Genomic DNA, 19541 nt, shown 5'->3' with positions numbered 1-19541 from the left:
ATGCCGGCGAGCTCGAGCGCGTCGTGAGCCGTGAAGGCACTTGTGCGCCCGTTTAGCTCTTACCTTTCCACGGAACGAGGGTGGCTTCCAAGAGCCGAACAGCGGCGCTGAAGGCAAATGCACAGGCGGCGATGATACCGATGCCGACGAAGACCACGTCCGTTGCCAGAAACTGGGAGGCGGACATGATCATGTAACCGATGCCGCGATTGGAAGCGATCAGCTCGGCAGCGACGAGCGTGCCCCAGCCGATACCAAGCGCGATGCGGATACCGGTTAGAATTTCGGGCAAGGCCGATGGCAAAACGATACTGAGGAGAAGTTGCCAGGGTTTTCCACCAAGCGATCGCGCCGCATTGACACGCTCTATCGGCAATGAGCGCACGCCAGCCTGGGCCGAAAGGCAGATCGGCGCGAACATGGCAAGGACGAGAAGCGTCACTTTCGAGGTTTCGCCAATACCGAGCCAGATGATCATCAACGGCAGATAGGCGAGCGGCGGCAGCGGCCAATAGAATTCGATCGGTGTATCGAGTATCCCCTTTGCCCAGCGGTTGAGCCCCATGAGCAAGCCGAGCGGGATGCCAACCACGATGGCGATCGCTGCGGCCGTCGCGATCCTGAACAGACTTGCCGAGACGTGTTCGCTAAGCGAGGCCCCGGCATAGCCGTCGCGATAGACGGCGCCGATCTGTGCGACAACCTCTTGGGGCGTGGGCAGGAAGAGGCGCGGCACCACGCCCAGCTTGGCAACCAGCCACCAGGTGGCAATCAACACGACCGCTGTCGTGAGACTGATGACAAGCGTATTGCTTTGCCCGACGCCATAACCCTGCAGGCGAACGGTCTTCGGCTGGCCGGCTTCGGTCTTAGCGACAATGTTTCTCATTTCGATGGCGTCACTCATTCCGCCGCACTCCTGAACCCGTCGGAACCATGCAGAATGGCGCGGATTTCCTCTCGTAAACTGCCGAACTCTGACGCGGTCTTGATCGATCGCGCGTCGCCGGTCCGGGCGAACTCACGGACGAAATCGAGATCGAAGCGCGCGACGATGCGGCCGGGACGCGGCGACATCACCACGACCTGCGTGCCGAGGAAGAGAGCCTCCTCTATCGAGTGGGTGATGAAGAAGATGCGTTTGCCCGTCTCCTTCCAGATCGATACGAGCAACTCCTGCATCTGCTCGCGCGTCAAGCTGTCCAGGGCCCCGAACGGCTCGTCCATCAGAAGCACGTCGGGCTCGGCTGCAAGAGCCCGGGCAATGCCGACCCGCTGGCGCATGCCGCCAGACAATTCGTAGGGAAAGGCCCTCGCAAAGTCTTTGAGACCGACGAGGGAGAGAATCTCCTCGGCGCGGGCGCGCCGCACCGCTTTTGGAGCTCCGGCAAACTGCGGTCCAAGCGCGACATTGTCGACAACCGTCTTCCAAGGCAGCAGTGTGTCCTTTTGGAATACAACACCGCGATCGGCGCCGGGACCGCGAACCGGTCGCCCGTCCAGCGTGATCGTGCCTGCTGACAGCGGCAGGAAACCCGCAATCGCGTTGAGCAACGTCGACTTGCCGCAACCCGAGGCACCGAGTGCCACGACGAAGCCGCTGTCGGGAATATCGAGAGAAACGCGATCGAGGGCCTGGACCGTTTGGCCTTCACGAGTCCTGAAATAGACGCTTGCGTGATCGACTTTTAGCATGTGACGTCTCTTCGTCTTGCGACGCTGGCGCGTTATCGCGCCAGCGTCAGCGGATGGGATGATTGTCGTGGTGTTTCAGTTACTTGCGTTGACCAGCGCATCCGGCGTCACAAAGGCCGCGTAGCTTGGCAGCACCTCGCTCACCTTGCCCTGGTCCTTCAGGAAGGCGGCCGTTTCCTTGAGGATCTTGGCTGCGCCGGACTTTTCGCCACCGCCGAGCCAGGCTTCGGAAGCCTGGACCTCAGGCGTCAGCAGGGTGAGGTTCTTGAGCGCGGCAGCCTGCTGCTCAGACGTTCCGCCGAGTGCATTGGCAAGGAGCTTGGCATTGTCGCTGTCGGCGACCCAAGCCTTCTTGTCTGCTGCAAAGGAGGCATAGTACTTGTTGATGACGCCGGCGAAGCTCTTTAAGAACGCCGGGTTTTCGTCGGCAAACTTCGATGCCGCGACCCAGGCGGAGAAGGTCGGAGCGCCTTTGTCTGCCACATCCTTGGAGGTGACGAGCACCTTGCCGTTCTTCTTGAGCTCGGTCAGCGCCGGATCCCAGACAAAGCCGCCATCGATGTCACCGCGATTGTAGCTGGCAACGATCTCTGGCTGCGGAATTGCAAAGACCTGAACGTCCTTTTCCGTCAGCCCCAGCGACTTGATCAGTGCCAGTAGCTGGTAGTGGTCCGTGGAAACGGGTGCAGCCGCAAGCTTCTTGCCCTTTAGGTCAGATAGAGCCGCAATGCCGGAGCCGTTTCGAACGACGAGCGCCTCGTCGATGCCGGAGATCGAAGAGAGGTAGAAGGCCTTGACCTCCAATCCGCGCGACGTCGCCGCTGCAAGGGGACTCGAGCCGACATAGCCGACCTGCACATCGCCCGACGCTATGGCCGCGAAGATCTCGGCCCCGGAGTTGAACTTGCGGAAATCGATGTCATAGCCGGTTGCCTTGGCAAATTCGCCATTAGCGATCGCGACAGACGACGGCAGTGCATCGGTCTGATAAGCAACAACTACCTTCTTGTCGCCTGCCTGGGCAACAAAAGGTGCCAGCAGGCTGGCGGAACCGAGTGTAATCGCCGCCAATAGTGTCCTGATATTCATGTTTTGCCCCCTTGCGACTGAGCTTCGCTGCAGCGCTTGAATGTGTTTCGACAGGAAAACACTAGGGCGGACATTCGTTCTCAGATAGGTAAAACCATCTATTTTATAGACTATAGTGATAATATTGTTTTGGACATGATTTCCAGAACGCACGCTCTGGCGACAGATCGCCGGCTGCGAGGTTCAGGTGCTTTCGATCGCAATGAGGTAACAAAGCGCCCGGCCGCTCAAAACAACATCTGCACCTTCGCCACCCTCCAGCAAAAATGCATCGCCCAGCCCAAGGACGGCGCGATTGCGACCGCATTCGAGGATGACGTCGCCGCGATCGCACAAGGCAAGCCACGTCGTTGCATGCACTTTCAGCGTGGACGTGGTATCGACATCGATCCGATCGACCCTATGCCGCAGGCTGGCGCGACGGCTCATGACATTCAGGTCCGTAATGGTTCCGTCGGCAAGCGTTGCCGAAACCGAGACATCCGCGGGAAAGGCGAGGGGATCGCTGTCCCGCGTCAGCAGCACCGGCGCGCCGCCATCGATTGAAAGCGACATACCGTTGCCTTCCAGGATCGAAAGCGTGCGGTCGATACCGGGAAAGATCGAGAACGGGCCATCCGTCGCTACTGTCGCCATACTGATGCGCCAGTCGAAATCAGACAGTGCCGCGCCCGCGGGCGAGACGGCAATTTCGATCGTCTCACCGCCACCGTTTTTCCATGGCATGCGACGATAAGTACTGGCTTTGAGGACAGTGGCACGGGTCATTTTGGTTCCATCAATGCAAAAGAGGACATAGTGAACTAAGTTTAGTGGACTAAGTCTATCGAGGCAGCCATGCCGACCGTAAACATTCATGAAGCGAGACGCAGGCCTTCATCATAGCTAAGGCTGGAAAGCCCCTGGTGAAAGTTGTTCCCCTCCAGGAGACCGATGCCCCGAAGAAGCGGCGGATCGGCTTCATGAAGGGTATGATCGCAGTTCCAGACGATTTCGACACACGGCGAACCTGCTCCTTGATACGTCCATTCTGATCTGGGCAGCCGGCAACAGCGAGCGGCTGCCCGATCATGTGAGAGCACTGACCGAGGGCGAGCAGACGAGCCCTTTTTTAGCCCCGCCAGCATCTGGGAAACCGCCATCAAGCATGCGCAGGCTCGCCAGATTTTCGCGCCGATCCTTCGATACTGAGCGAACGTCTCCCTCAAAACGGCTACGAAGAGATGCCCGTCAGCGGCGAGCCCGCGCTCGCTATCGCAGCACTCCCGCCATTCACAAGGATCCCTTCGACCGGATCCTGCTTGCCAGTCAAAGATCGAAGGCATTCCTCTGGTTACGGTCGATAAGGCTGTGCTGCAGTATCCGGGCCTCATGGAGTGTTGAGGCCCGGTCCAAGAGATCAATTCCCGAGGATCGCTGGCAGGCGCAGGCCCTGTTGCTTGGCACAATCGAGGGCAATCTCATAGCCGGCATCGGCGTGGCGCATGACGCCGGTCGCCGGGTCGTTCCAGAGCACGCGCTCAAGGCGCCTTGCGGCGTCGTCCGTGCCATCGGCACAGATGACCATGCCGGAATGCTGGGAGAAGCCCATGCCGACGCCGCCGCCGTGATGGAGCGACACCCAGGTGGCACCCGATGCCGTGTTGAGCAGAGCATTGAGCAGCGGCCAGTCGGAGACGGCATCTGAGCCGTCCTTCATCGCTTCGGTTTCGCGGTTCGGCGAGGCGACCGAGCCGGAGTCGAGGTGGTCGCGACCGATGACGACCGGGGCTTTCAGCTCGCCGTTCTTCACCATCTCGTTGAAGGCAAGCCCGAGGCGATGACGATCGCCGAGACCGACCCAGCAAATGCGCGCCGGCAGGCCCTGGAAGGAGATGCGCTCGCGCGCCATATCCAGCCAATTGTGCAGGTGCTTGTTGTCGGGCAGCAGTTCTTTCACCTTGGCGTCGGTCTTGTAAATATCCTCCGGATCGCCCGACAGGGCCGCCCAGCGGAAGGGGCCGATGCCGCGGCAGAAGAGCGGGCGGATATAGGCCGGTACGAAGCCCGGGAAAGCGAAGGCGTTTTCGAGGCCTTCATCCTTGGCCACCTGGCGGATGTTGTTGCCGTAGTCGAAGGTCGGGATGCCCATGTCCTGGAAGGCGATCATGGCCTCGACATGCTCGCGCATCGAGGCGCGGGCGGCCTTCTCGACCGCCTTCGGATCGGAAACGCGCTTGTCCTTCCACTCACCCATCGTCCAGCCCTTCGGCAGGTAGCCGTTGACCGGGTCGTGCGCGGAGGTCTGGTCGGTGACCATGTCGGGGCGGATGCCGCGGCGGACCATCTCGGGTAGGATTTCGGCGGTGTTGCCGAGCAGGCCGACCGACTTCGCCTCGCCGTTCTTGGTCCAGCGGGCGATCATCTCCATTGCCTCGTCCAGCGTCTCGGCCTTTTCGTCGACGTAACGGGTGCGCAGGCGGAAATCGATCGAGTCGGGGTTGCACTCGACGGCAAGGCACGACGCGCCGGCCATGACGGCGGCCAGCGGCTGGGCGCCGCCCATGCCGCCGAGCCCGCCGGTCAGCACCCACTTGCCCTTGAGGTTGCCGCCGTAGTGCTGGCGTCCGGCCTCGACGAAGGTCTCGTAGGTGCCCTGGACGATGCCCTGCGTGCCGATATAGATCCACGAGCCAGCCGTCATCTGGCCATACATGGCAAGGCCCTTCTTATCCAGCTCATTGAAGTGATCCCACGTCGCCCAGTGCGGCACGAGGTTCGAGTTGGCGATCAGGACGCGCGGCGCATCCTTGTGTGTGCGGAACACGCCGACCGGCTTGCCGGACTGCACGAGCAGCGTCTCATCCTCGTTCAGCGTTTTGAGCGTCGCGGCAATGCGGTCGAAATCGTCCCAGGTACGGGCCGCACGACCTATGCCGCCATAGACCACGAGCTCGTTCGGGTTCTCGGCGACGTCCGGGTCGAGGTTGTTCATCAGCATACGCAACGGCGCTTCCGTCATCCAGCTCTTGGCATTGAGCTCGTTGCCGCGCGGCGCGCGGATCTCGCGAATGTTGTGGCGTGGGTTTGCGGTCATGCGGGTTCCCCCTGTCGAGTGATCGTTATCGTTTCAGGCCCGGCGCGATCTGCTCGATGCGCACCAGAATGTCTTTGAGATGGACGCGAAGGCGCTCTGCCTTGGCGGCGTCGTAGGCAAAAGGCGGCGCCTCGGCTTGAAGATGCGTCGATTGCGCAAGCTCCATCTGGATGGCGTGCACACCCGTTTCCGGACGACCATAGTGGCGCGTCGTCCACCCGCCCTTGAAGCGACCGTTGAGCACACTGTCGTAGCCCTCGGCGGCTTCGACGACGGTGAGTGTCGCCTGCTCGATAGCGCTGTCGCAGGTCTTGCCCATGTCCGTGCCGATATTGAAATCCGGCAACTTGCCTTCGAAGAGGAAAGGAATGTGGGAGCGGATCGAGTGGCAGTCGTAGAGGATCGCCACGCCGTGGATTGCTCTTACACGCTCGATCTCGGCTGCAAGCGCTTCGTGATATGGCGCGTGAAAGTCCCGCAGCCGCGCTGGGATGTCGTCCACCCCGGGCGCCTGCCCATCCTTCCAGATCGCCTTTCCGTCGAAATCCGTTTCCGGAATAAGACCGGTGGTGTTCTGGCCGGGATAGAGGCTGACGCCTGCCGGATCGCGGTTCGCATCGATGACGTAGCGGTGGAACGTCGCGCGCACCGTCGTTGGATCGGAAAGCAGGCCGTCATAGAGGTGATGGATATGCCAGTCGGTATCGGCAAGCATCTTGCCATTATCGTTCAGGCGCTCCCAGATGTCGGTCGAAACCTCGGTGCCGGTGTGGGGTAAGCCGAGGATAATGGGCGATGTGCCCTGCTTGACGTCGAAAACAGCCATGTCAGCCCTCCAGAACCGGCAAGATGCCGCGTGCGACGGATGCATTCAGCGCGCCCGTGGCAACGAGGTCGCCTGCCGCCTTGAGGTCGTTTGCCATGTAGCGGTCGACCTCAAGCGTCGGCACCGCATCGCGAATGGTGGCAATCGCCTTTTGCAGCTCGGGGCTTGTTGTGAGCGGTGCGCGGAATTCCACACCCTGGGCCGCCGTCAGTGCTTCGATGCCGATAATGCTGAAGAGATTGTCGGTCATCTGCAGCAGCCGCCGGGCGCCGTGGCAGGCCATGGAGACGTGATCTTCCTGGTTGGCCGATGTTGGTGTCGAATCGACGGAAGCCGGATGTGACATCTGCTTGTTTTCCGACATCAGCGCCGCGGACGTGACCTCCGCGATCATCAGGCCGGAGTTGAGACCGGGCTTCTTTGCCAGGAAGGCCGGCAGTCCGTAGGAGAGTGCGGGATCGACCAGCAGGGCAATGCGCCGCTGGGCAATCGCACCGATTTCACAGACGGCAAGTGCGATCTGGTCGGCTGCGAAGGCAACCGGCTCGGCATGGAAGTTGCCGCCCGAGACAACGGAGTTGTCCGACAGCACCAGCGGGTTGTCGGTAACGGCGTTCGCCTCGATCTCCAGCGTGCGCGCGACCGAACGCAGGATGTCCAGGCAGGCGCCATCGACCTGCGGCTGACAACGAATGCAATAAGGATCCTGGACGCGCTCGTCGCCTTCGATATGGCTCTGGCGGATAATCGAGCTTTCGAGCAGCGCGCGAAGCGCCGTTGCCGTATCTATCTGACCCCTGTGGCCACGCAGTGTGTGAATATCGGGATGGAAGGGCGCGGACGAGCCCATGGCCGCATCCGTCGACATGGCACCGGTGATCAATGCCGCCTGTGCGGCCCGGTGTGCCCGGAAGAGGCCGGCAAGTGCCAGCGCCGTCGAGGTTTGCGTGCCGTTGATGAGCGCCAGGCCCTCCTTGGCGGCGAGCACGATCGGCTTCAAACCGGCTTTCGCAAGGGCGGCCGCGCCGGACAGGCGCTCGCCGGCGAAGAAGGCTTCGGCTTCGCCCATCATCACGGCGGCCATATGGGCAAGTGGCGCGAGGTCGCCCGAGGCGCCGACGGAGCCCTTTTCCGGGATAACCGGGATCACGCCTTTTTCCAGCATGCCTTCAATCAGCCGCACCAGTTCCAGCCGCACGCCCGACGCGCCGCGGCCGAGCGAAACCAGCTTCAGGGCCATGATCAGGCGAACAACATTTTCGGGAAGCGGCGCGCCGACGCCGCAGCAGTGCGAAAGGATCAGATTGCGCTGCAGGGTCGCGACGTCGGCCGCGTCGATCTTGATCGAGGCGAGTTTTCCGAAGCCGGTATTGATGCCGTACACCGGAGCATTGCCAGCCGCGATCTCAGCGATGCGGGCAGCCGCCTTGGCGATGCCGGCATCGAAGGATGCATCGAGCCTCGCCGGCGTACCGGTCCAGTAGATCGTCTCCAGATCCTTGAGCGATACAGAGCCGGGATGAAGGGTAATGGTCAACGGTCGATCCTTTCGCCCTTGAAGACATGTGCATGAAGCGGGTTGAAGCCGATGCGGTAGACGAGTTCAGCCAGGCTCTCGACGTCCCAGATCGCGAAATCGGCGGACTTGCCGTTCTCAAGTGTTCCGGTCTCGTCCAACAGAGCAAGGGCGCGCGCACCTTCACGCGTTGCACCGGCAATGCATTCTTCGACAGTGAGGCCGAAGAGGGTCGCTGACATGTTCATCGTCAGAAGCAGCGAGGTCAGCGGCGAGGTGCCGGGATTGCAATCGGTCGCAATGGCGATCCAAGTGCCGGCCTCGCGCAGTGCCTGGACGGGCGGCTTCTGCTTTTCATTGATGGCGTAGAAGGCGCCCGGCAACAAAACGGCGACCGTACCGGCCGCGGCCATGGCTGCGGCACCTTCCGCATCCAGATATTCGAGATGATCGGCAGAGAGCGCATCGTAGGAGGCCGCAAGTTTCGCGCCGCCGAGATTGGACAACTGCTCGGCATGCAGCTTGACTGGCAGACCGAGGGCTTCGGCCTTGTCGAAGACCCGGGCGATCTCGGCGGTCGAAAAGGCAATTCCCTCACAGAACCCATCGACGGCATCGACCAGGCCCTCGGCGTGGGCGTATTCGAGCCCCGGAATGACGACGTCGGTGATGTAGTCACCGTTGCGGCCCTTGTATTCGACGGGCGTTGCATGGGCGCCGAGATAGGAGGTGACGACGCGAACCGGGCGGACGCGCTCGAGTTGGCGGGCAGCGCGCAGCATCTTCAATTCGCCGTCGACATTCAGACCGTAGCCCGACTTGACCTCGATCGTCGTCACGCCTTCGCAAATAAGGGTATCCAGGCGGGGAAGGGCCGCTTCGACAAGGCCTTCGACCGAAAGCGCATTTGTCGCCTTGACGGAGGAGACGATGCCGCCACCGGCACGCGCAATCTCTTCATAGGTCGCGCCTTGAAGGCGCATTTCGAATTCGCGGGCGCGATTGCCGCCGTAGACGATGTGGGTGTGGCAATCGACGAGACCCGGGGTAACCCAGCGACCTTCGAGATCCGTGATCTCTGCGCGCTCGATTGCGAACACCGGCAGTTCGGCCTCCGGGCCGACGAAGCTTATGCGGCCACCCTCGGTGACGATTGCCCCTTTGTCGACGATGCCGAGACCGTGCTTCTGGGGATCGAGCGTTGCAAGGCGCGCATTCCGCCAGAGATGCGGACGGACGTCGCCAGGTGCCTCTTCGCTTGAAAATTTGTTCCCATTCATCAGCTTTGCGCCTTTCCTTATACGGAAACATGTATATACATAATAAACGGGTGACAAGTGGAATTTTGTGCGTCTCCATGGAAAAGAAAGATGCGCGGCGCCAAACAGGAGAAAAAGCGTTATGGCTCAGACGGCAGCGATGAGACTTCATGCGAGCGCGGCGCTTTTGCCGCAGGGGTGGCAACAGGATGTGCGCCTGACGATCGCGGACGGCCTTATCACAAACGTCGAAACGGGCGTCGCCCTTGAGCCGGCAGACGAGCATCATGAAACGCTCGTCCCTGCGATGGGTAACCTGCACAGCCACGCTTTCCAGCGCGCCATGGCTGGCCTTGCCGAGGTGAGGGGCCCGGCAAACGACAGTTTCTGGAGCTGGCGCACCGTCATGTACAAGTTCGCATTGTCGATGACGCCCGAGCATGTCGAGGCTGTCGCCGCCCAGCTCTACATGGAGATGCTGGAGGCCGGTTTTTCCCGGGTCGGCGAGTTTCATTATCTGCACCACGACAGGGACGGCACGCCCTATGCCAATATTGCCGAACTGGCCGAGCGTATCGGCGCGGCAGCAAACACCAGCGGCATCGGTTTGACGCTGCTTCCAGTATTCTATGCCCATTCCGGATTCGGCGGTGCGGCGCCGATCGAGGGCCAGCGCCGCTTCATCAACACGCTGGACAGCTTTGCCAGCCTGATGGATGGCTGCCGCAAGGTGACAGGCGCGCTTCGAGGTGCTGAGCTCGGCCTTGCCCCGCACAGCCTGCGCGCCGCAACACCTGAGGAACTGGCCAACGTCGTGCCGCTGGCCGGTGAGGGGCCGGTCCACATCCACGTCGCCGAGCAGGTGAAAGAAGTCGAGGATTGCATCGCCTGGTCGCGCGCCCGCCCTGTCGAATGGTTGCTTGCCAATGCGCCCGTTGATGGCCGCTGGTGCTTGATCCATGCGACCCATATGACGGACGCAGAAACGCGCGGCATGGCGCGCAGTGGGGCAATCGCCGGCCTTTGCCCGATCACCGAGGCCAACCTCGGCGACGGCACCTTCCAGGCGCCACTCTTCATCGAAGAAGGCGGCCGTTTCGGCGTCGGCTCAGATTCCAACGTGCAAATCTCGCTTCCAGGCGAACTGCGCCAGCTCGAATACTCCGAGCGTCTGGCGCTAAGGGCCCGCAATGTCGTTGCCGCATCAGGCGGTTCGACCGCGCGCAGCCTTTTTGAACATGCGATCACCGGTGGCGGCGCTGCGCTGAAGGCGCCGGCCGGCATCGCGGTCGGACATCACGCCGATCTCATCTCGCTCGACACGACAGCCGTGCCCTACCTTTCGGGCGACCAGATGCTCGATCACTGGATGTTTGCCGGTGGAGTTGTCGTCGACAATGTCTGGGCGCTCGGCCACAAGCAAGTGGAAGGCGGCCGCCACGTGGCGCGCGATGCGATCAACCGCCGGTTCCTGAAGGCGATGGGCGAGCTTCTGACGGCATAGGGCTTTCCAGGCCGCGACATTCACATTAGAGCGGGAGGAATTAACCGGAGCGTGACGATGAACCAAAGCAAGGACACAACCTTGCACCAGCGGATCGTGAGCGACATCGAAGGCCGCATCGTCTCGGGCGAGTGGCCGCCGGGTCATCGCATCCCATTCGAAGTGGATCTCACAAAGAAATACGACTGTTCGCGCATGACCGTGAACAAGGCGCTGAGCCAGCTCGCCAGGGCGGGCCTCATCGAGCGCCGCAAGAAGTCCGGCAGCTTCGTCACGCAGCCGCAGGCCCAATCGGCCGTTCTTGAGATCCACGACATCAGGGCTGAGGTACAGTCACTCAATCTTGCCTATTCCTTCGCCGTGTCGAGGCGCGAGCAACGCAAGGCGAAGCCCGACGACATCAGACGCCTCGACGTTGTGCCAGGATCTTCAGTTGTCGATGTGGCCTGCATCCATCAGGCAGGCGGACGACCGTTCTGCCTGGAGGAACGGCTGATCAGCCTTTCCACCGTACCCGAGGCGGCCGACGCCAATTTTTCTGAAACGGCGCCAGGCGCGTGGCTGATCAATCAGATCCCCTGGAGCAGCGCCGAGCACCGCATCCACGCCGTCTCGGCCGGTTCGGACGAGGCTACCGCCCTCGACATCCCGCGCAACACCGCCTGCCTGGTCGTCGAGCGCCGCACGTGGAGCAATGTCGGGCCGGTCACGCATGTGCGCTTCACCTATCCCGGCGACCGGCATGCGCTGGTGGCGCGCTTCACCCCTGCGTCGCAATAGCGGACCTTGGCTTATCCGGCGCCCAATTCACAAATCGGGTTCGCTCCCACATCCTGCCGCCGATCTGGGTGTAGAAATTCAACCAAAATGACTACGTGAGTCAACAATTTCAATGCCTTAGAGGTAGGAAAGCAATCCTTTAGAGTCCGAAAATGCAGCCGAAAATGACCCAGTCGCAACTGCTTGTTATGCGGGGCTTATTGGCTTGCGAAATTCGGGTAGAGATTGAAGAGAAAGTTGGTGCTGTTGGAGTTGCACTCATGATTGCGGGACGGCCCCACAAGATCGTCCGCGGCCAACATGTTATACGCGAGGTTCCCGCGGTAAATGAAGACCGTTGAGCTTGCAATGGTCGTCGACTTCAGCAGTTCCGACAGCGACCTAGAACGCTATCTCAATGCGAACGAACCGGTCGCAATCTTATTCGAGGATGCAGATTTGAGGGGTTTGAACAGGCCACCCAATCTCCACCTCATTTCGGCCTTGGGCCTTCTCCGTGGCTTGGAAAATGTTGGTGTCATTGCTTCGGCCGACGAGGTCATCCACGAAATGCTCCACCCGAGCAAACCTGGCAGAAGTCCTGAAGACGCCAGAAATTTTACTGGCTTGTCGGATGGCAGCCGCCGCAATTGGCAGTTTTTGAATGCCTCGATCCTCTCGACATTGCTGTTGCAGGAAGCGCGTCCAGCGCCGTACGTCAACACGGACTTGACGCCGCACCTGACCGCCTGCCATAGGGCGGGCGAGCAGACGAGCACGGGCTGCAAGCTGCCGAATTGACGGCCGAACACCAGGAACCACGCACCGCCATGGCACAAACAAAATCGTACATCGCAGCTCGGCTTAGCGCGTTTCCGAACTGGCCATTGTGGTTCTACGTCGCTCTGGCGGCGGCGGTTGCAGTCGCCTCCAGACAGGTGCCGGTGCTCGGAACAGACAGTGTCGCTTCGATCATATCGAGGACCAGCCACATCCTCGTGTTCCTGGTCGCCGTTACAATCGTCGCCGATCTGTGCAGCGCCGCGGGACTTTTCGATGCAGTCGGCCGCTATCTCGCAAGGCATTCGGGCGGGCGCATCGCGGTTCTGTTCTTCGGCGTCAGTGCTTTGGGCCTGTTCACAACGACGGTGATGAGCCTGGATACCACCGCGGTACTGTTGACGCCTGTCGTCATCCGCATGGCGAAGAATATCCGGGTATCGCCGTTGCCGTTCGCGATGGCGGCGATCTGGCTCGCCAACGCGGGCTCGTTGATTCTGCCGGTCTCCAACCTCACCAACCTCCTTGCCATGCACCGGCTTCAGGCAACTCCGCTGGAATATCTCAGCGTCATGTGGCTGCCCGGCCTTATCGCGGCGCTGGTGCCGGTTGCGCTGCTAGCTATCGGCTATAGGAAGACCCTCCTGCGGCCGTACGACCCGCCGCTCAAGGGTGCGCCCCGTGATCCGATTCTAGTTCGGATATGCGGCGCGGTGATTCTGGCGATGCTGCCGGCCATCGTGGCGGGAATTCCCGTCGAGGGGATCGCCGTCATCGCCCTGACGGTGCTGTTCGTAGTTTTCGCGGTCAGGGATCGATCCGCGCTCGGTTGGCATCTGCTGCCGTGGAGATTGATCGTCCTCACGGTTTCGCTGTTCATCGCGATGGCGGGCCTGAGCAAGGTCGGCGCGGAAAGCCTTGTGGCTTCCGCCCTCGGCTCGTCCGACGATCTGGTGGGGCTGCTCCGCACGGCCGGAGTGTCCGCGTTGGTAGCAAACGTCTTCAACAACCTGCCTGCGTATTTGCTGCTTGAAACCGCGTTGCCCGCGGAAGCCAGCGACCAGCTGTTCGGCGTCCTTATCGGCGTGAATGCGGGACCGGGGATATTGATGCACGGTTCGCTGGCAACCCTTCTCTGGTGGGATCGATGCAAGAAGGAGGGGGTCGACGTGACCTGGCGCTACTTCCTGGCGTTCGGCCTCGTCTGCGTCCCGCTGACGCTTGTATCTTCGGTATTCGCGCTCTGGTTCGTGCTTCGGTAGCTGATATGACAACAACAAGACTTGCGCAAAATCATCCTGCAAGGAATCAGGAAGGCAAAGAGGCCGTCCGTCGTCGGGCCATCCTTCACCTTTCGGACGCTCTTCCACTGCGGCACCCAAAGTCCTTCAAAGAACATCAGCGGCTTCTCCGGATTCGCAGAGAACCAGCTTCGGCGTCTTGCCGCCTTCTTCCTTGCTAGCTGGATCAGGCTCAGCAAACGATGTCACCGGCACGAGACATCTGTGCTCGACGCCGAACCAGCTCTTCCAATGAGGCAGGGCGAGGTTTCTGACGTTGGTGCCGTAGTCTGGCTCCATCCGGAGGAGTTGGTCCATGTCGACGGGAAGCCCTTTTTCCGGAGTTTCTCCGCCCGCGCTTCCGCCTCCTTCTTCTGCACGTAGAGCGGAAAGGGAAGGCCCTACCGGCAATTCGCTAGGTGCCGCTTGCCGTCGGCCGTGTTCCTGACACGGGTGCCGATTGGTCGGGATGGACCTGGTATTCGGGCATCAGGTTGACCAAGCTTTCGATATCTTGAGCCCACTTGCTGATCCAGTCGCGGTCATCCATGCGGTTCAGACTACACATGTGGATCTAGCCTTCCGCTTGCCTTGCGCTCTTATTCGTAATAATTGAAGTTACATGAAACGCGATAGCCGACTCTCCTCAGTCCTTCACGCGCTGCTCCACATGGCAGAGCATGGTGGCACCATGACTTCAGAAGCCCTCGCGCTCTGCATGAACACCAATCCCGTTGTCGTGCGTCGGACGATGGCGCTCTTGCGCGAGGCCGGGATCGTGGCTTCGGCGCGGGGACATTCCGGAGGCTGGAGCATCACGAAAGATCTGGGCGCCGTAACCCTTTTCCAGTTGCACGGGGTGTTGGGGGAGCCCGCGATCTTCGCCATTGGCAATCGAAACGAAATGCCGGAGTGCCTCGTCGAGCAGTCGGTCAACGCTGCGCTAGACCAGGCCTTCGCCGAGGCTGAAGCGCTCCTGCTGGAACGTTTCGCCAGCGTCACCATCGCCGACCTCGCCACGGACTTCGCCCGTCGGCACGCACAGGGTTCACGCTGAAAGGAAATGCCCGATGAAATATGACGTCATCATCGTCGGCGGCAGCTATGCCGGGATGGCTGCCGCGCTCCAGCTCATCCGTGCCCGCCGCTCCGTCCTCGTGATAGACGCCGGCCTGAGGCGCAACCGATTTGCCAGCCATTCGCACGGCTTTCTTGGGCAGGATGGTGCGGACCCGGCCGAAATCGCTGCGACGGCGAGGGCACAATTGCACGCCTATCCGACACTGACGTGGATCGATGAAACTGCACAGGCCGCGGCCGGCGTCAAGGACGCATTCGTCGTCACCACCGCGGACGGGCGTCGACATGAAGGACGGCGACTTTTGTTCGCCGTTGGCGTGACAGACATACTGCCTGAAATCGAAGGAATGACCGAACGTTGGGGCAAGAGCATCTTTCATTGCCCTTACTGCCATGGCTACGAATTGAGCCAGGGCACGATCGGGGTGATTGCGTGCGGAGCGATGTCGATTCACCAGGCGCAACTGATCCCGGAATGGGGTGCCGTTACCTTCCTGACCAATGCTGCCGTGGCACTCGATCCCGATAGCCAAGCTGATCTAACCGCCCGAGGAGTGACGACGGAGGCGACGCCAATCGCGCGCATCGAGGGGCATGCCGACGTCATTCTCGTCGATGGGCGCACGCTGTCCTTCGCCGGCCTTTTCACTGCTTCGCGCAACGCCCCCGCCACACCAATCGCGGGCCTTCTGGGCTGCGAGCTGGAAGAGACGCCGTTCGGCAGCCAGATCCGCACCGACGCCACCAAGGAAACGACAGCACCCGGTGCCTTTGCATGCGGCGACGCTGCACGCGTGCCGCACTCAGTTTCGCTGGCTGTGGCCGACGGAGCGTGGGCAGGCGCACAGGTGCATCGATCACTGGTCTTTTAGCCGCAAATGCCCCGGTCCGGCCTAATTCACCACCTCTATGATCCTGGCCCCGGCAAACCGCTTCTTCTCGATACTGGTATATTCGATCCTCACCAGCTTTCCCGCGAGCGCCTTTAGAGGCACATTCTTGCCGTCGGGCCCAATCGCATCCGCCAGAATCAGGTGGTGGCCGCGCAGAACAACGTCGCTCGCATCAACGATCTTGATTCTGTTGCGATCGTCGCCTTCGAGGCGCCCAATCACACAGCCGGCCACGGATGGGCCACAGCTCAAAGGTTTGTCCCCCTTCTCGACCTTCTTCGCCACCTTGGTCTGATTTGTAGCGACCGTGGATTTGGTCCGCAGGTCTGCCGTTGTCTTTGGTCCGTTGCATGGCCCGGTCGGGTGGAGCGTCTTCCCGATCGAATTGGTGCTGACCACCTTGTTGTCCTGAGAAATGTTTTCGCAGATTTTGCCCTGAGGCGCCCTTTGTGCCCGAATCAGCCCGACGCCGACGTTGCGGAAGGTATTGCCGTAGACGTCATTGTTGATGCCGTCAGTCTCCTCATCGCCGCCGAGACGCACGCCTGCTCCGACCACGTCGTAGACCAGGTTGTAACGAAAGACATTGCCGTTGCCGCGCGAGTCAAAGCCGCCTGAGTTGGGGTCTTTCTGCCCCGTGCAACTGTTCTTCTCGACGATGTTGCCGCTTGAGCCTTCCTTGATGTCGACGCATTCGTTGCCGGCGGTCGCGATGACGTTGTCGTGGACACGGTTGCGATCGGAGTGGTCGATTGCGCTGTCTGGCGCGCCGCGCCCGCCCAACTGCTCCGGCGCGGTCCCTATATAGATACCCTCGCCATTCTTGCCGCCGTCATTAAAGGAAAAGTCGAAGCGGCCGCACGAACTTATTCTGGAATAAGCGATTTCATTCTGCCTCGCCTGATAGCGCAGACGAACACACTCGCCGCCCGCGTTGCGGATGTCCATCCCCAGCACGCGAAGGCCGGTCAACGCCTTTCCCGGCGTGCTTCCGATCACATAGAGCAGCTTGTCCCGATAGCTCTTTTTGGTATTCGCGCTCTCGAAATGGCCGTCGATGGTGAAATTCCGGAGCTCGATATAGCTGTGGTTGACCTCGACGATCCTCGGTTGACCACCGCCTTTGACGACAGATGCCAGAGATCCCTCGATCGTGATCGGCTTACCGAGTTTGCCATCGCGGACCGACCGGAAATCTTGCATGTAGGTTCCAGGCGCAAGCGCGATCGTGTCGCCCGGCTGTGCCATACGGAGTGCTTGCTGGATTGTGAGCCCTTCATCTCGGCCATCATTTTTTGGCGCAACGTTGATCGTTGCGCTGTGGGCTAGGTCGACACTGCCGAGGAACCCGGCAAACCCCAGCATGGTCGCCATCAGATGATGACACATGCATGCCTTCCAGATCTCGCAGGTCATGGGAATACCCCTGGTGGTGGACGCGTGGCACAATAAAAGCATGACCTAATATTTGGTTCAATTGCTCCATTTGTCTTCGCCGGTTCGCTGCTTTGCAAAACGCTCATAAATTTCCGACGGCAGGAACGTTGCAGCCACCCCGCTCTCACTCCATGATGGTCACATCTCTAACCGGAAAACGCGGCGGCCAATGCGTATCTTTCTCGTCCGGCATGGCGAATCGCTGGGCAATATCAATGAACAAGCATACCGGCAGTTCGGCGACCACAACGTTCCGTTGACAAAGTGGGGATATCGACAGGCGCTGGCGGCCGCACAAGCGATCGTTGCTTATCTCGCCGAATTGCCGCGCGCAGAGATCCAGCAACTTGATATCTGGTACTCTCCCTATCTGCGCACGCGGCAAAGCAAGGACGCATTGGTGGAGGTCTTGCCTCCTCACATGGTGGCGAGTGTCCGGGAAGACTATTTGTTGCGCGAGCAGGATTTCGGCCTCTTTACCGACATCTACGATCACGCTGAGCGCAAGCAGAAATTTCCCGATGAGTTCCAGAAATGGGCAAGACTGCGCAGCAACAGCGGCAAATTCTATGCAAGGCCGCCGGACGGCGAGAGCAGGGCGGATGTGGCTCAGCGGCTTCGTCTGTTCCTGCAAACCGTGACCCATGACGAGCGCGATGGCAACAACGACCTGGTCATCGTCGGTCACGGCGTCACCAACAGAGCGTTCGAAATGAACTTTCTCCACCACCCCGTCGATTGGTTCGAGCGCTCCGACAATCCTGGAAATTCGGACGTGACATTGATCGAAGGAACGCGCCTCCAAGGCTATAGATCAATCCTCCTCCACAAGGCTAGCGATCGCAGGGCCGGGGAGGATGAGTTGCGCGATGCCTATGGGTCTGAACTGACACTCACACCGAAGGCCGAGACATAGCCAAACGGGCGTAAGCGGCCCTTGTGAAAAATCGGCTACTGCTTGACTGGCGCCAGACCGCACTCCATGATCTCCGGCTCGTCCTTGATACTCGCCTTGATGCGAAGCTCCCAGTTCGGCCCCAGTTGGAAACCATGTGCCCGCAACATGTCGACGACCTTGGGACAGTCGGCCGGACTGTCATATTGTCCTGCCAGAGAAACCTCGATGATCGTCTGGCCGGCATCGACGGAGCAATTGCCGTTTAAGCCAGTATTCTCGAGAAACGAACACACAGCCTGTGCGCGCTCATAGCCCTTGCCATCGTCAGAAGCGACGGGTGAGCCGGCCGCGACGACGGCTGCCTCGAGCAGGGATATGAAGGATCTCATTGCTTCCTCCATGGAGGGAGGCTCGAAACACCGGTTGCCACGATGCCTTGAGGCCTCCCTCGTCCTTCCAGGAGATGAAGGATGAAGGGGAAATAGGTCTCAAAACGGGTCAGGAAAGAGGGATGAAAGTCTGAGGTGAACGATTATCCAAGTGGCTGCAACGGGCGATAGCGATGCCAGAAACTATGCGCCCGCAAGGTGCCGCAGTCATATTTTTTGGTCATCCTGTCGAATTTCCCGGTCGTCAAACGTTCCTTGTCTGGACGGCTGACATCTTCACGCATGCCGCCGCAAGTCCGATCGGCAACGCTTCAGAGGAGGATCCTGCGATGGACGCACATAACCTTGTTTCTGCAAAAGAACTGGCCAGAAGAAACGGCCTCAGTTTTCCGAACGAAAGTCCCGTGTACCGACAGGCACGCGATGATCTGCTCGCCGAGGAAATCGAATTGCGCCGGCATATTGAGCGTGTTGCAGAGCAACGCCGGTCATTGCCGCTTGGTGGGCAGGTGACGAAGGACTACCGCTTTCAGGGAGCGGACGGCGAGATGACGTTGAAAGACCTGTTTGCGGACAAGCCGACACTGGTGATCTACAATTACATGTACGGGCCACAGCGTGAGCGACCATGCCCGATGTGCACCTCGATGCTGTCGGCACTTGACGGTGAGATCCCTGATATTCGCCAGCAGGTCGCCTTCGCCGTCGTTGCGCGCTCGCCGATCGAGCGGCTATTGGCTTTCAAGAAGGAGCGCGGCTGGCAGCATTTGCCGCTCTACTGCGACACGACCGACGAGTTTAGCCGCGACTACCATGCCATCGGCCCTGATGGCAGTGATGATGCCGCCTACAACGTCTTCACGATCCGGAATGGTAGTATCCATCACTTCTGGAACCCGGAAATGGGGCCCGCGACCGCCGATCCCGGCCAGGATCCACGCGGCGCGCCGGACTTCATGCCGCTCTGGACCGTGCTTGACACGACGCCGGAAGGGCGACCGCCGACCTGGTACCCCAGTCTCACCTATAACACCGCGCGGTAGGGTGAGGCCGACATGGA

Annotated in this window: 18 protein-coding genes and 2 pseudogenes; 9 read left to right on the top strand and 11 right to left on the bottom strand. The window is 60.6% G+C overall.

The window, feature by feature from the left end:
• Positions 1-52 precede the first annotated feature (52 nt).
• The 4 genes from BSG20_RS18395 to BSG20_RS18380 form a co-directional block, all read right to left on the bottom strand.
• Positions 53-907, bottom strand: a complete 855-nt coding sequence (locus tag BSG20_RS18395) for an ABC transporter permease subunit (protein WP_072377655.1) — start codon at positions 905-907, stop codon at positions 53-55.
• A complete protein-coding gene (locus tag BSG20_RS18390) occupies positions 904-1695 on the bottom strand; it encodes a taurine ABC transporter ATP-binding protein (protein WP_072377653.1) in 792 nt (263 codons plus the stop codon). Before BSG20_RS18390 ends, BSG20_RS18395 begins: the two co-directional genes overlap by 4 nt.
• A gap of 75 nt (positions 1696-1770) precedes the next feature.
• Positions 1771-2784 (bottom strand): taurine ABC transporter substrate-binding protein, encoded by a 1014-nt coding sequence (gene tauA, locus BSG20_RS18385; RefSeq protein WP_072377651.1) that lies wholly within the window; start codon positions 2782-2784, stop codon positions 1771-1773.
• Between the two features lie 183 nt (positions 2785-2967).
• Positions 2968-3552, bottom strand: a complete 585-nt coding sequence (locus BSG20_RS18380; protein ID WP_072377649.1) for a HutD/Ves family protein — start codon at positions 3550-3552, stop codon at positions 2968-2970.
• A gap of 101 nt (positions 3553-3653) precedes the next feature.
• On the opposite strand from BSG20_RS18380, the pseudogene BSG20_RS37550 reads away from it, so the two are divergent.
• A pseudogene (locus BSG20_RS37550) lies at positions 3654-3818 on the top strand (type II toxin-antitoxin system Phd/YefM family antitoxin); the annotation flags it as partial.
• 365 nt (positions 3819-4183) lie between these two features.
• Here BSG20_RS37550 and hutU read toward each other — a convergent pair.
• The 4 genes from hutU to hutI are packed head-to-tail and all read right to left on the bottom strand — an operon-like array spanning position 4184 to position 9482.
• Entirely contained in the window at positions 4184-5860 is a 1677-nt protein-coding gene (hutU, locus tag BSG20_RS18370; protein ID WP_072377646.1) for a urocanate hydratase, read from the bottom strand.
• A gap of 25 nt (positions 5861-5885) precedes the next feature.
• Positions 5886-6686, bottom strand: coding sequence for an N-formylglutamate deformylase (hutG, locus tag BSG20_RS18365; protein ID WP_072377644.1), 801 nt, complete (start codon positions 6684-6686; stop codon positions 5886-5888).
• A 1-nt stretch (position 6687) separates the two neighbouring features.
• The gene (gene hutH / locus BSG20_RS18360; RefSeq protein WP_072377642.1) at positions 6688-8223 is read right to left on the bottom strand and encodes a histidine ammonia-lyase; all 1536 of its coding nucleotides are present in this window, start codon (positions 8221-8223) and stop codon (positions 6688-6690) included.
• Positions 8220-9482, bottom strand: coding sequence for an imidazolonepropionase (hutI, locus tag BSG20_RS18355; protein ID WP_072377640.1), 1263 nt, complete (start codon positions 9480-9482; stop codon positions 8220-8222). The genes hutH and hutI overlap by 4 nt, the downstream gene beginning before the upstream one ends.
• A gap of 121 nt (positions 9483-9603) precedes the next feature.
• Between hutI and BSG20_RS18350 the strand changes: the two genes are divergently transcribed.
• The 4 genes from BSG20_RS18350 (at position 9604) to BSG20_RS18330 (ending at position 13766) form a co-directional block, all read left to right on the top strand.
• Positions 9604-10965 (top strand): formimidoylglutamate deiminase, encoded by a 1362-nt coding sequence (locus BSG20_RS18350; protein ID WP_072377638.1) that lies wholly within the window; start codon positions 9604-9606, stop codon positions 10963-10965.
• A gap of 57 nt (positions 10966-11022) precedes the next feature.
• The gene (gene hutC / locus BSG20_RS18345) at positions 11023-11745 is read left to right on the top strand and encodes a histidine utilization repressor (RefSeq protein ID WP_072377636.1); all 723 of its coding nucleotides are present in this window, start codon (positions 11023-11025) and stop codon (positions 11743-11745) included.
• A 327-nt stretch (positions 11746-12072) separates the two neighbouring features.
• Positions 12073-12525: a hypothetical protein gene (locus tag BSG20_RS18335; RefSeq protein WP_072377632.1), complete on the top strand. Its 453-nt coding sequence runs from the start codon at positions 12073-12075 to the stop codon at positions 12523-12525.
• A 29-nt stretch (positions 12526-12554) separates the two neighbouring features.
• Positions 12555-13766, top strand: a complete 1212-nt coding sequence (locus BSG20_RS18330) for an ArsB/NhaD family transporter (protein WP_083539948.1) — start codon at positions 12555-12557, stop codon at positions 13764-13766.
• A 47-nt stretch (positions 13767-13813) separates the two neighbouring features.
• On the opposite strand, the pseudogene BSG20_RS18325 reads toward BSG20_RS18330, so the two are convergent.
• A pseudogene (locus tag BSG20_RS18325) lies at positions 13814-14352 on the bottom strand (SOS response-associated peptidase family protein); the annotation flags it as partial.
• Between the two features lie 54 nt (positions 14353-14406).
• Here BSG20_RS18325 and BSG20_RS18320 point away from each other — a divergent pair.
• The gene (locus BSG20_RS18320; protein ID WP_072377630.1) at positions 14407-14841 is read left to right on the top strand and encodes an RrF2 family transcriptional regulator; all 435 of its coding nucleotides are present in this window, start codon (positions 14407-14409) and stop codon (positions 14839-14841) included.
• Positions 14842-14854: 13 nt separating this feature from the next.
• Entirely contained in the window at positions 14855-15736 is an 882-nt protein-coding gene (locus BSG20_RS18315) for an NAD(P)/FAD-dependent oxidoreductase (RefSeq protein ID WP_072377628.1), read from the top strand.
• A gap of 21 nt (positions 15737-15757) precedes the next feature.
• Here BSG20_RS18315 and BSG20_RS18310 read toward each other — a convergent pair whose 3' ends face one another.
• A complete protein-coding gene (locus tag BSG20_RS18310) occupies positions 15758-17173 on the bottom strand; it encodes a right-handed parallel beta-helix repeat-containing protein (protein ID WP_072377626.1) in 1416 nt (471 codons plus the stop codon).
• Positions 17174-17363: 190 nt separating this feature from the next.
• On the opposite strand from BSG20_RS18310, the gene BSG20_RS18305 reads away from it, so the two are divergent.
• Positions 17364-18110, top strand: a complete 747-nt coding sequence (locus BSG20_RS18305; protein ID WP_072377624.1) for a histidine phosphatase family protein — start codon at positions 17364-17366, stop codon at positions 18108-18110.
• Positions 18111-18145: 35 nt separating this feature from the next.
• Here BSG20_RS18305 and BSG20_RS18300 read toward each other — a convergent pair whose 3' ends face one another.
• Positions 18146-18481, bottom strand: coding sequence for a hypothetical protein (locus BSG20_RS18300; protein WP_072377622.1), 336 nt, complete (start codon positions 18479-18481; stop codon positions 18146-18148).
• Between the two features lie 329 nt (positions 18482-18810).
• Between BSG20_RS18300 and BSG20_RS18295 the strand changes: the two genes are divergently transcribed.
• Positions 18811-19524 carry a DUF899 family protein gene (locus BSG20_RS18295; protein WP_072377793.1) on the top strand — a complete coding sequence of 238 codons (714 nt, stop codon included), beginning with the start codon at positions 18811-18813 and terminating at the stop codon, positions 19522-19524.
• Positions 19525-19541 lie beyond the last annotated feature (17 nt).

Source organism: Rhizobium tibeticum (genome assembly GCF_900110205.1).
Lineage (GTDB): Bacteria > Pseudomonadota > Alphaproteobacteria > Rhizobiales > Rhizobiaceae > Rhizobium > Rhizobium tibeticum.
This window is presented reverse-complemented; position numbering and strand designations above follow the sequence as displayed.

Coding starts and splice junctions, on each gene's coding strand:
- BSG20_RS18395 (WP_072377655.1), bottom strand. CDS start 907: ATGAGTGACGCCATCGAAATGAGAAACATTGTCGCTAAGACCGAAGCC.
- BSG20_RS18390 (WP_072377653.1), bottom strand. CDS start 1,695: ATGCTAAAAGTCGATCACGCAAGCGTCTATTTCAGGACTCGTGAAGGC.
- tauA (WP_072377651.1), bottom strand. CDS start 2,784: ATGAATATCAGGACACTATTGGCGGCGATTACACTCGGTTCCGCCAGC.
- BSG20_RS18380 (WP_072377649.1), bottom strand. CDS start 3,552: ATGACCCGTGCCACTGTCCTCAAAGCCAGTACTTATCGTCGCATGCCA.
- hutU (WP_072377646.1), bottom strand. CDS start 5,860: ATGACCGCAAACCCACGCCACAACATTCGCGAGATCCGCGCGCCGCGC.
- hutG (WP_072377644.1), bottom strand. CDS start 6,686: ATGGCTGTTTTCGACGTCAAGCAGGGCACATCGCCCATTATCCTCGGC.
- hutI (WP_072377640.1), bottom strand. CDS start 9,482: ATGAATGGGAACAAATTTTCAAGCGAAGAGGCACCTGGCGACGTCCGT.
- BSG20_RS18350 (WP_072377638.1), top strand. CDS start 9,604: ATGGCTCAGACGGCAGCGATGAGACTTCATGCGAGCGCGGCGCTTTTG.
- hutC (WP_072377636.1), top strand. CDS start 11,023: ATGAACCAAAGCAAGGACACAACCTTGCACCAGCGGATCGTGAGCGAC.
- BSG20_RS18335 (WP_072377632.1), top strand. CDS start 12,073: ATGAAGACCGTTGAGCTTGCAATGGTCGTCGACTTCAGCAGTTCCGAC.
- BSG20_RS18330 (WP_083539948.1), top strand. CDS start 12,555: ATGGCACAAACAAAATCGTACATCGCAGCTCGGCTTAGCGCGTTTCCG.
- BSG20_RS18320 (WP_072377630.1), top strand. CDS start 14,407: ATGAAACGCGATAGCCGACTCTCCTCAGTCCTTCACGCGCTGCTCCAC.
- BSG20_RS18315 (WP_072377628.1), top strand. CDS start 14,855: ATGAAATATGACGTCATCATCGTCGGCGGCAGCTATGCCGGGATGGCT.
- BSG20_RS18310 (WP_072377626.1), bottom strand. CDS start 17,173: ATGACCTGCGAGATCTGGAAGGCATGCATGTGTCATCATCTGATGGCG.
- BSG20_RS18305 (WP_072377624.1), top strand. CDS start 17,364: ATGCGTATCTTTCTCGTCCGGCATGGCGAATCGCTGGGCAATATCAAT.
- BSG20_RS18300 (WP_072377622.1), bottom strand. CDS start 18,481: ATGAGATCCTTCATATCCCTGCTCGAGGCAGCCGTCGTCGCGGCCGGC.
- BSG20_RS18295 (WP_072377793.1), top strand. CDS start 18,811: ATGGACGCACATAACCTTGTTTCTGCAAAAGAACTGGCCAGAAGAAAC.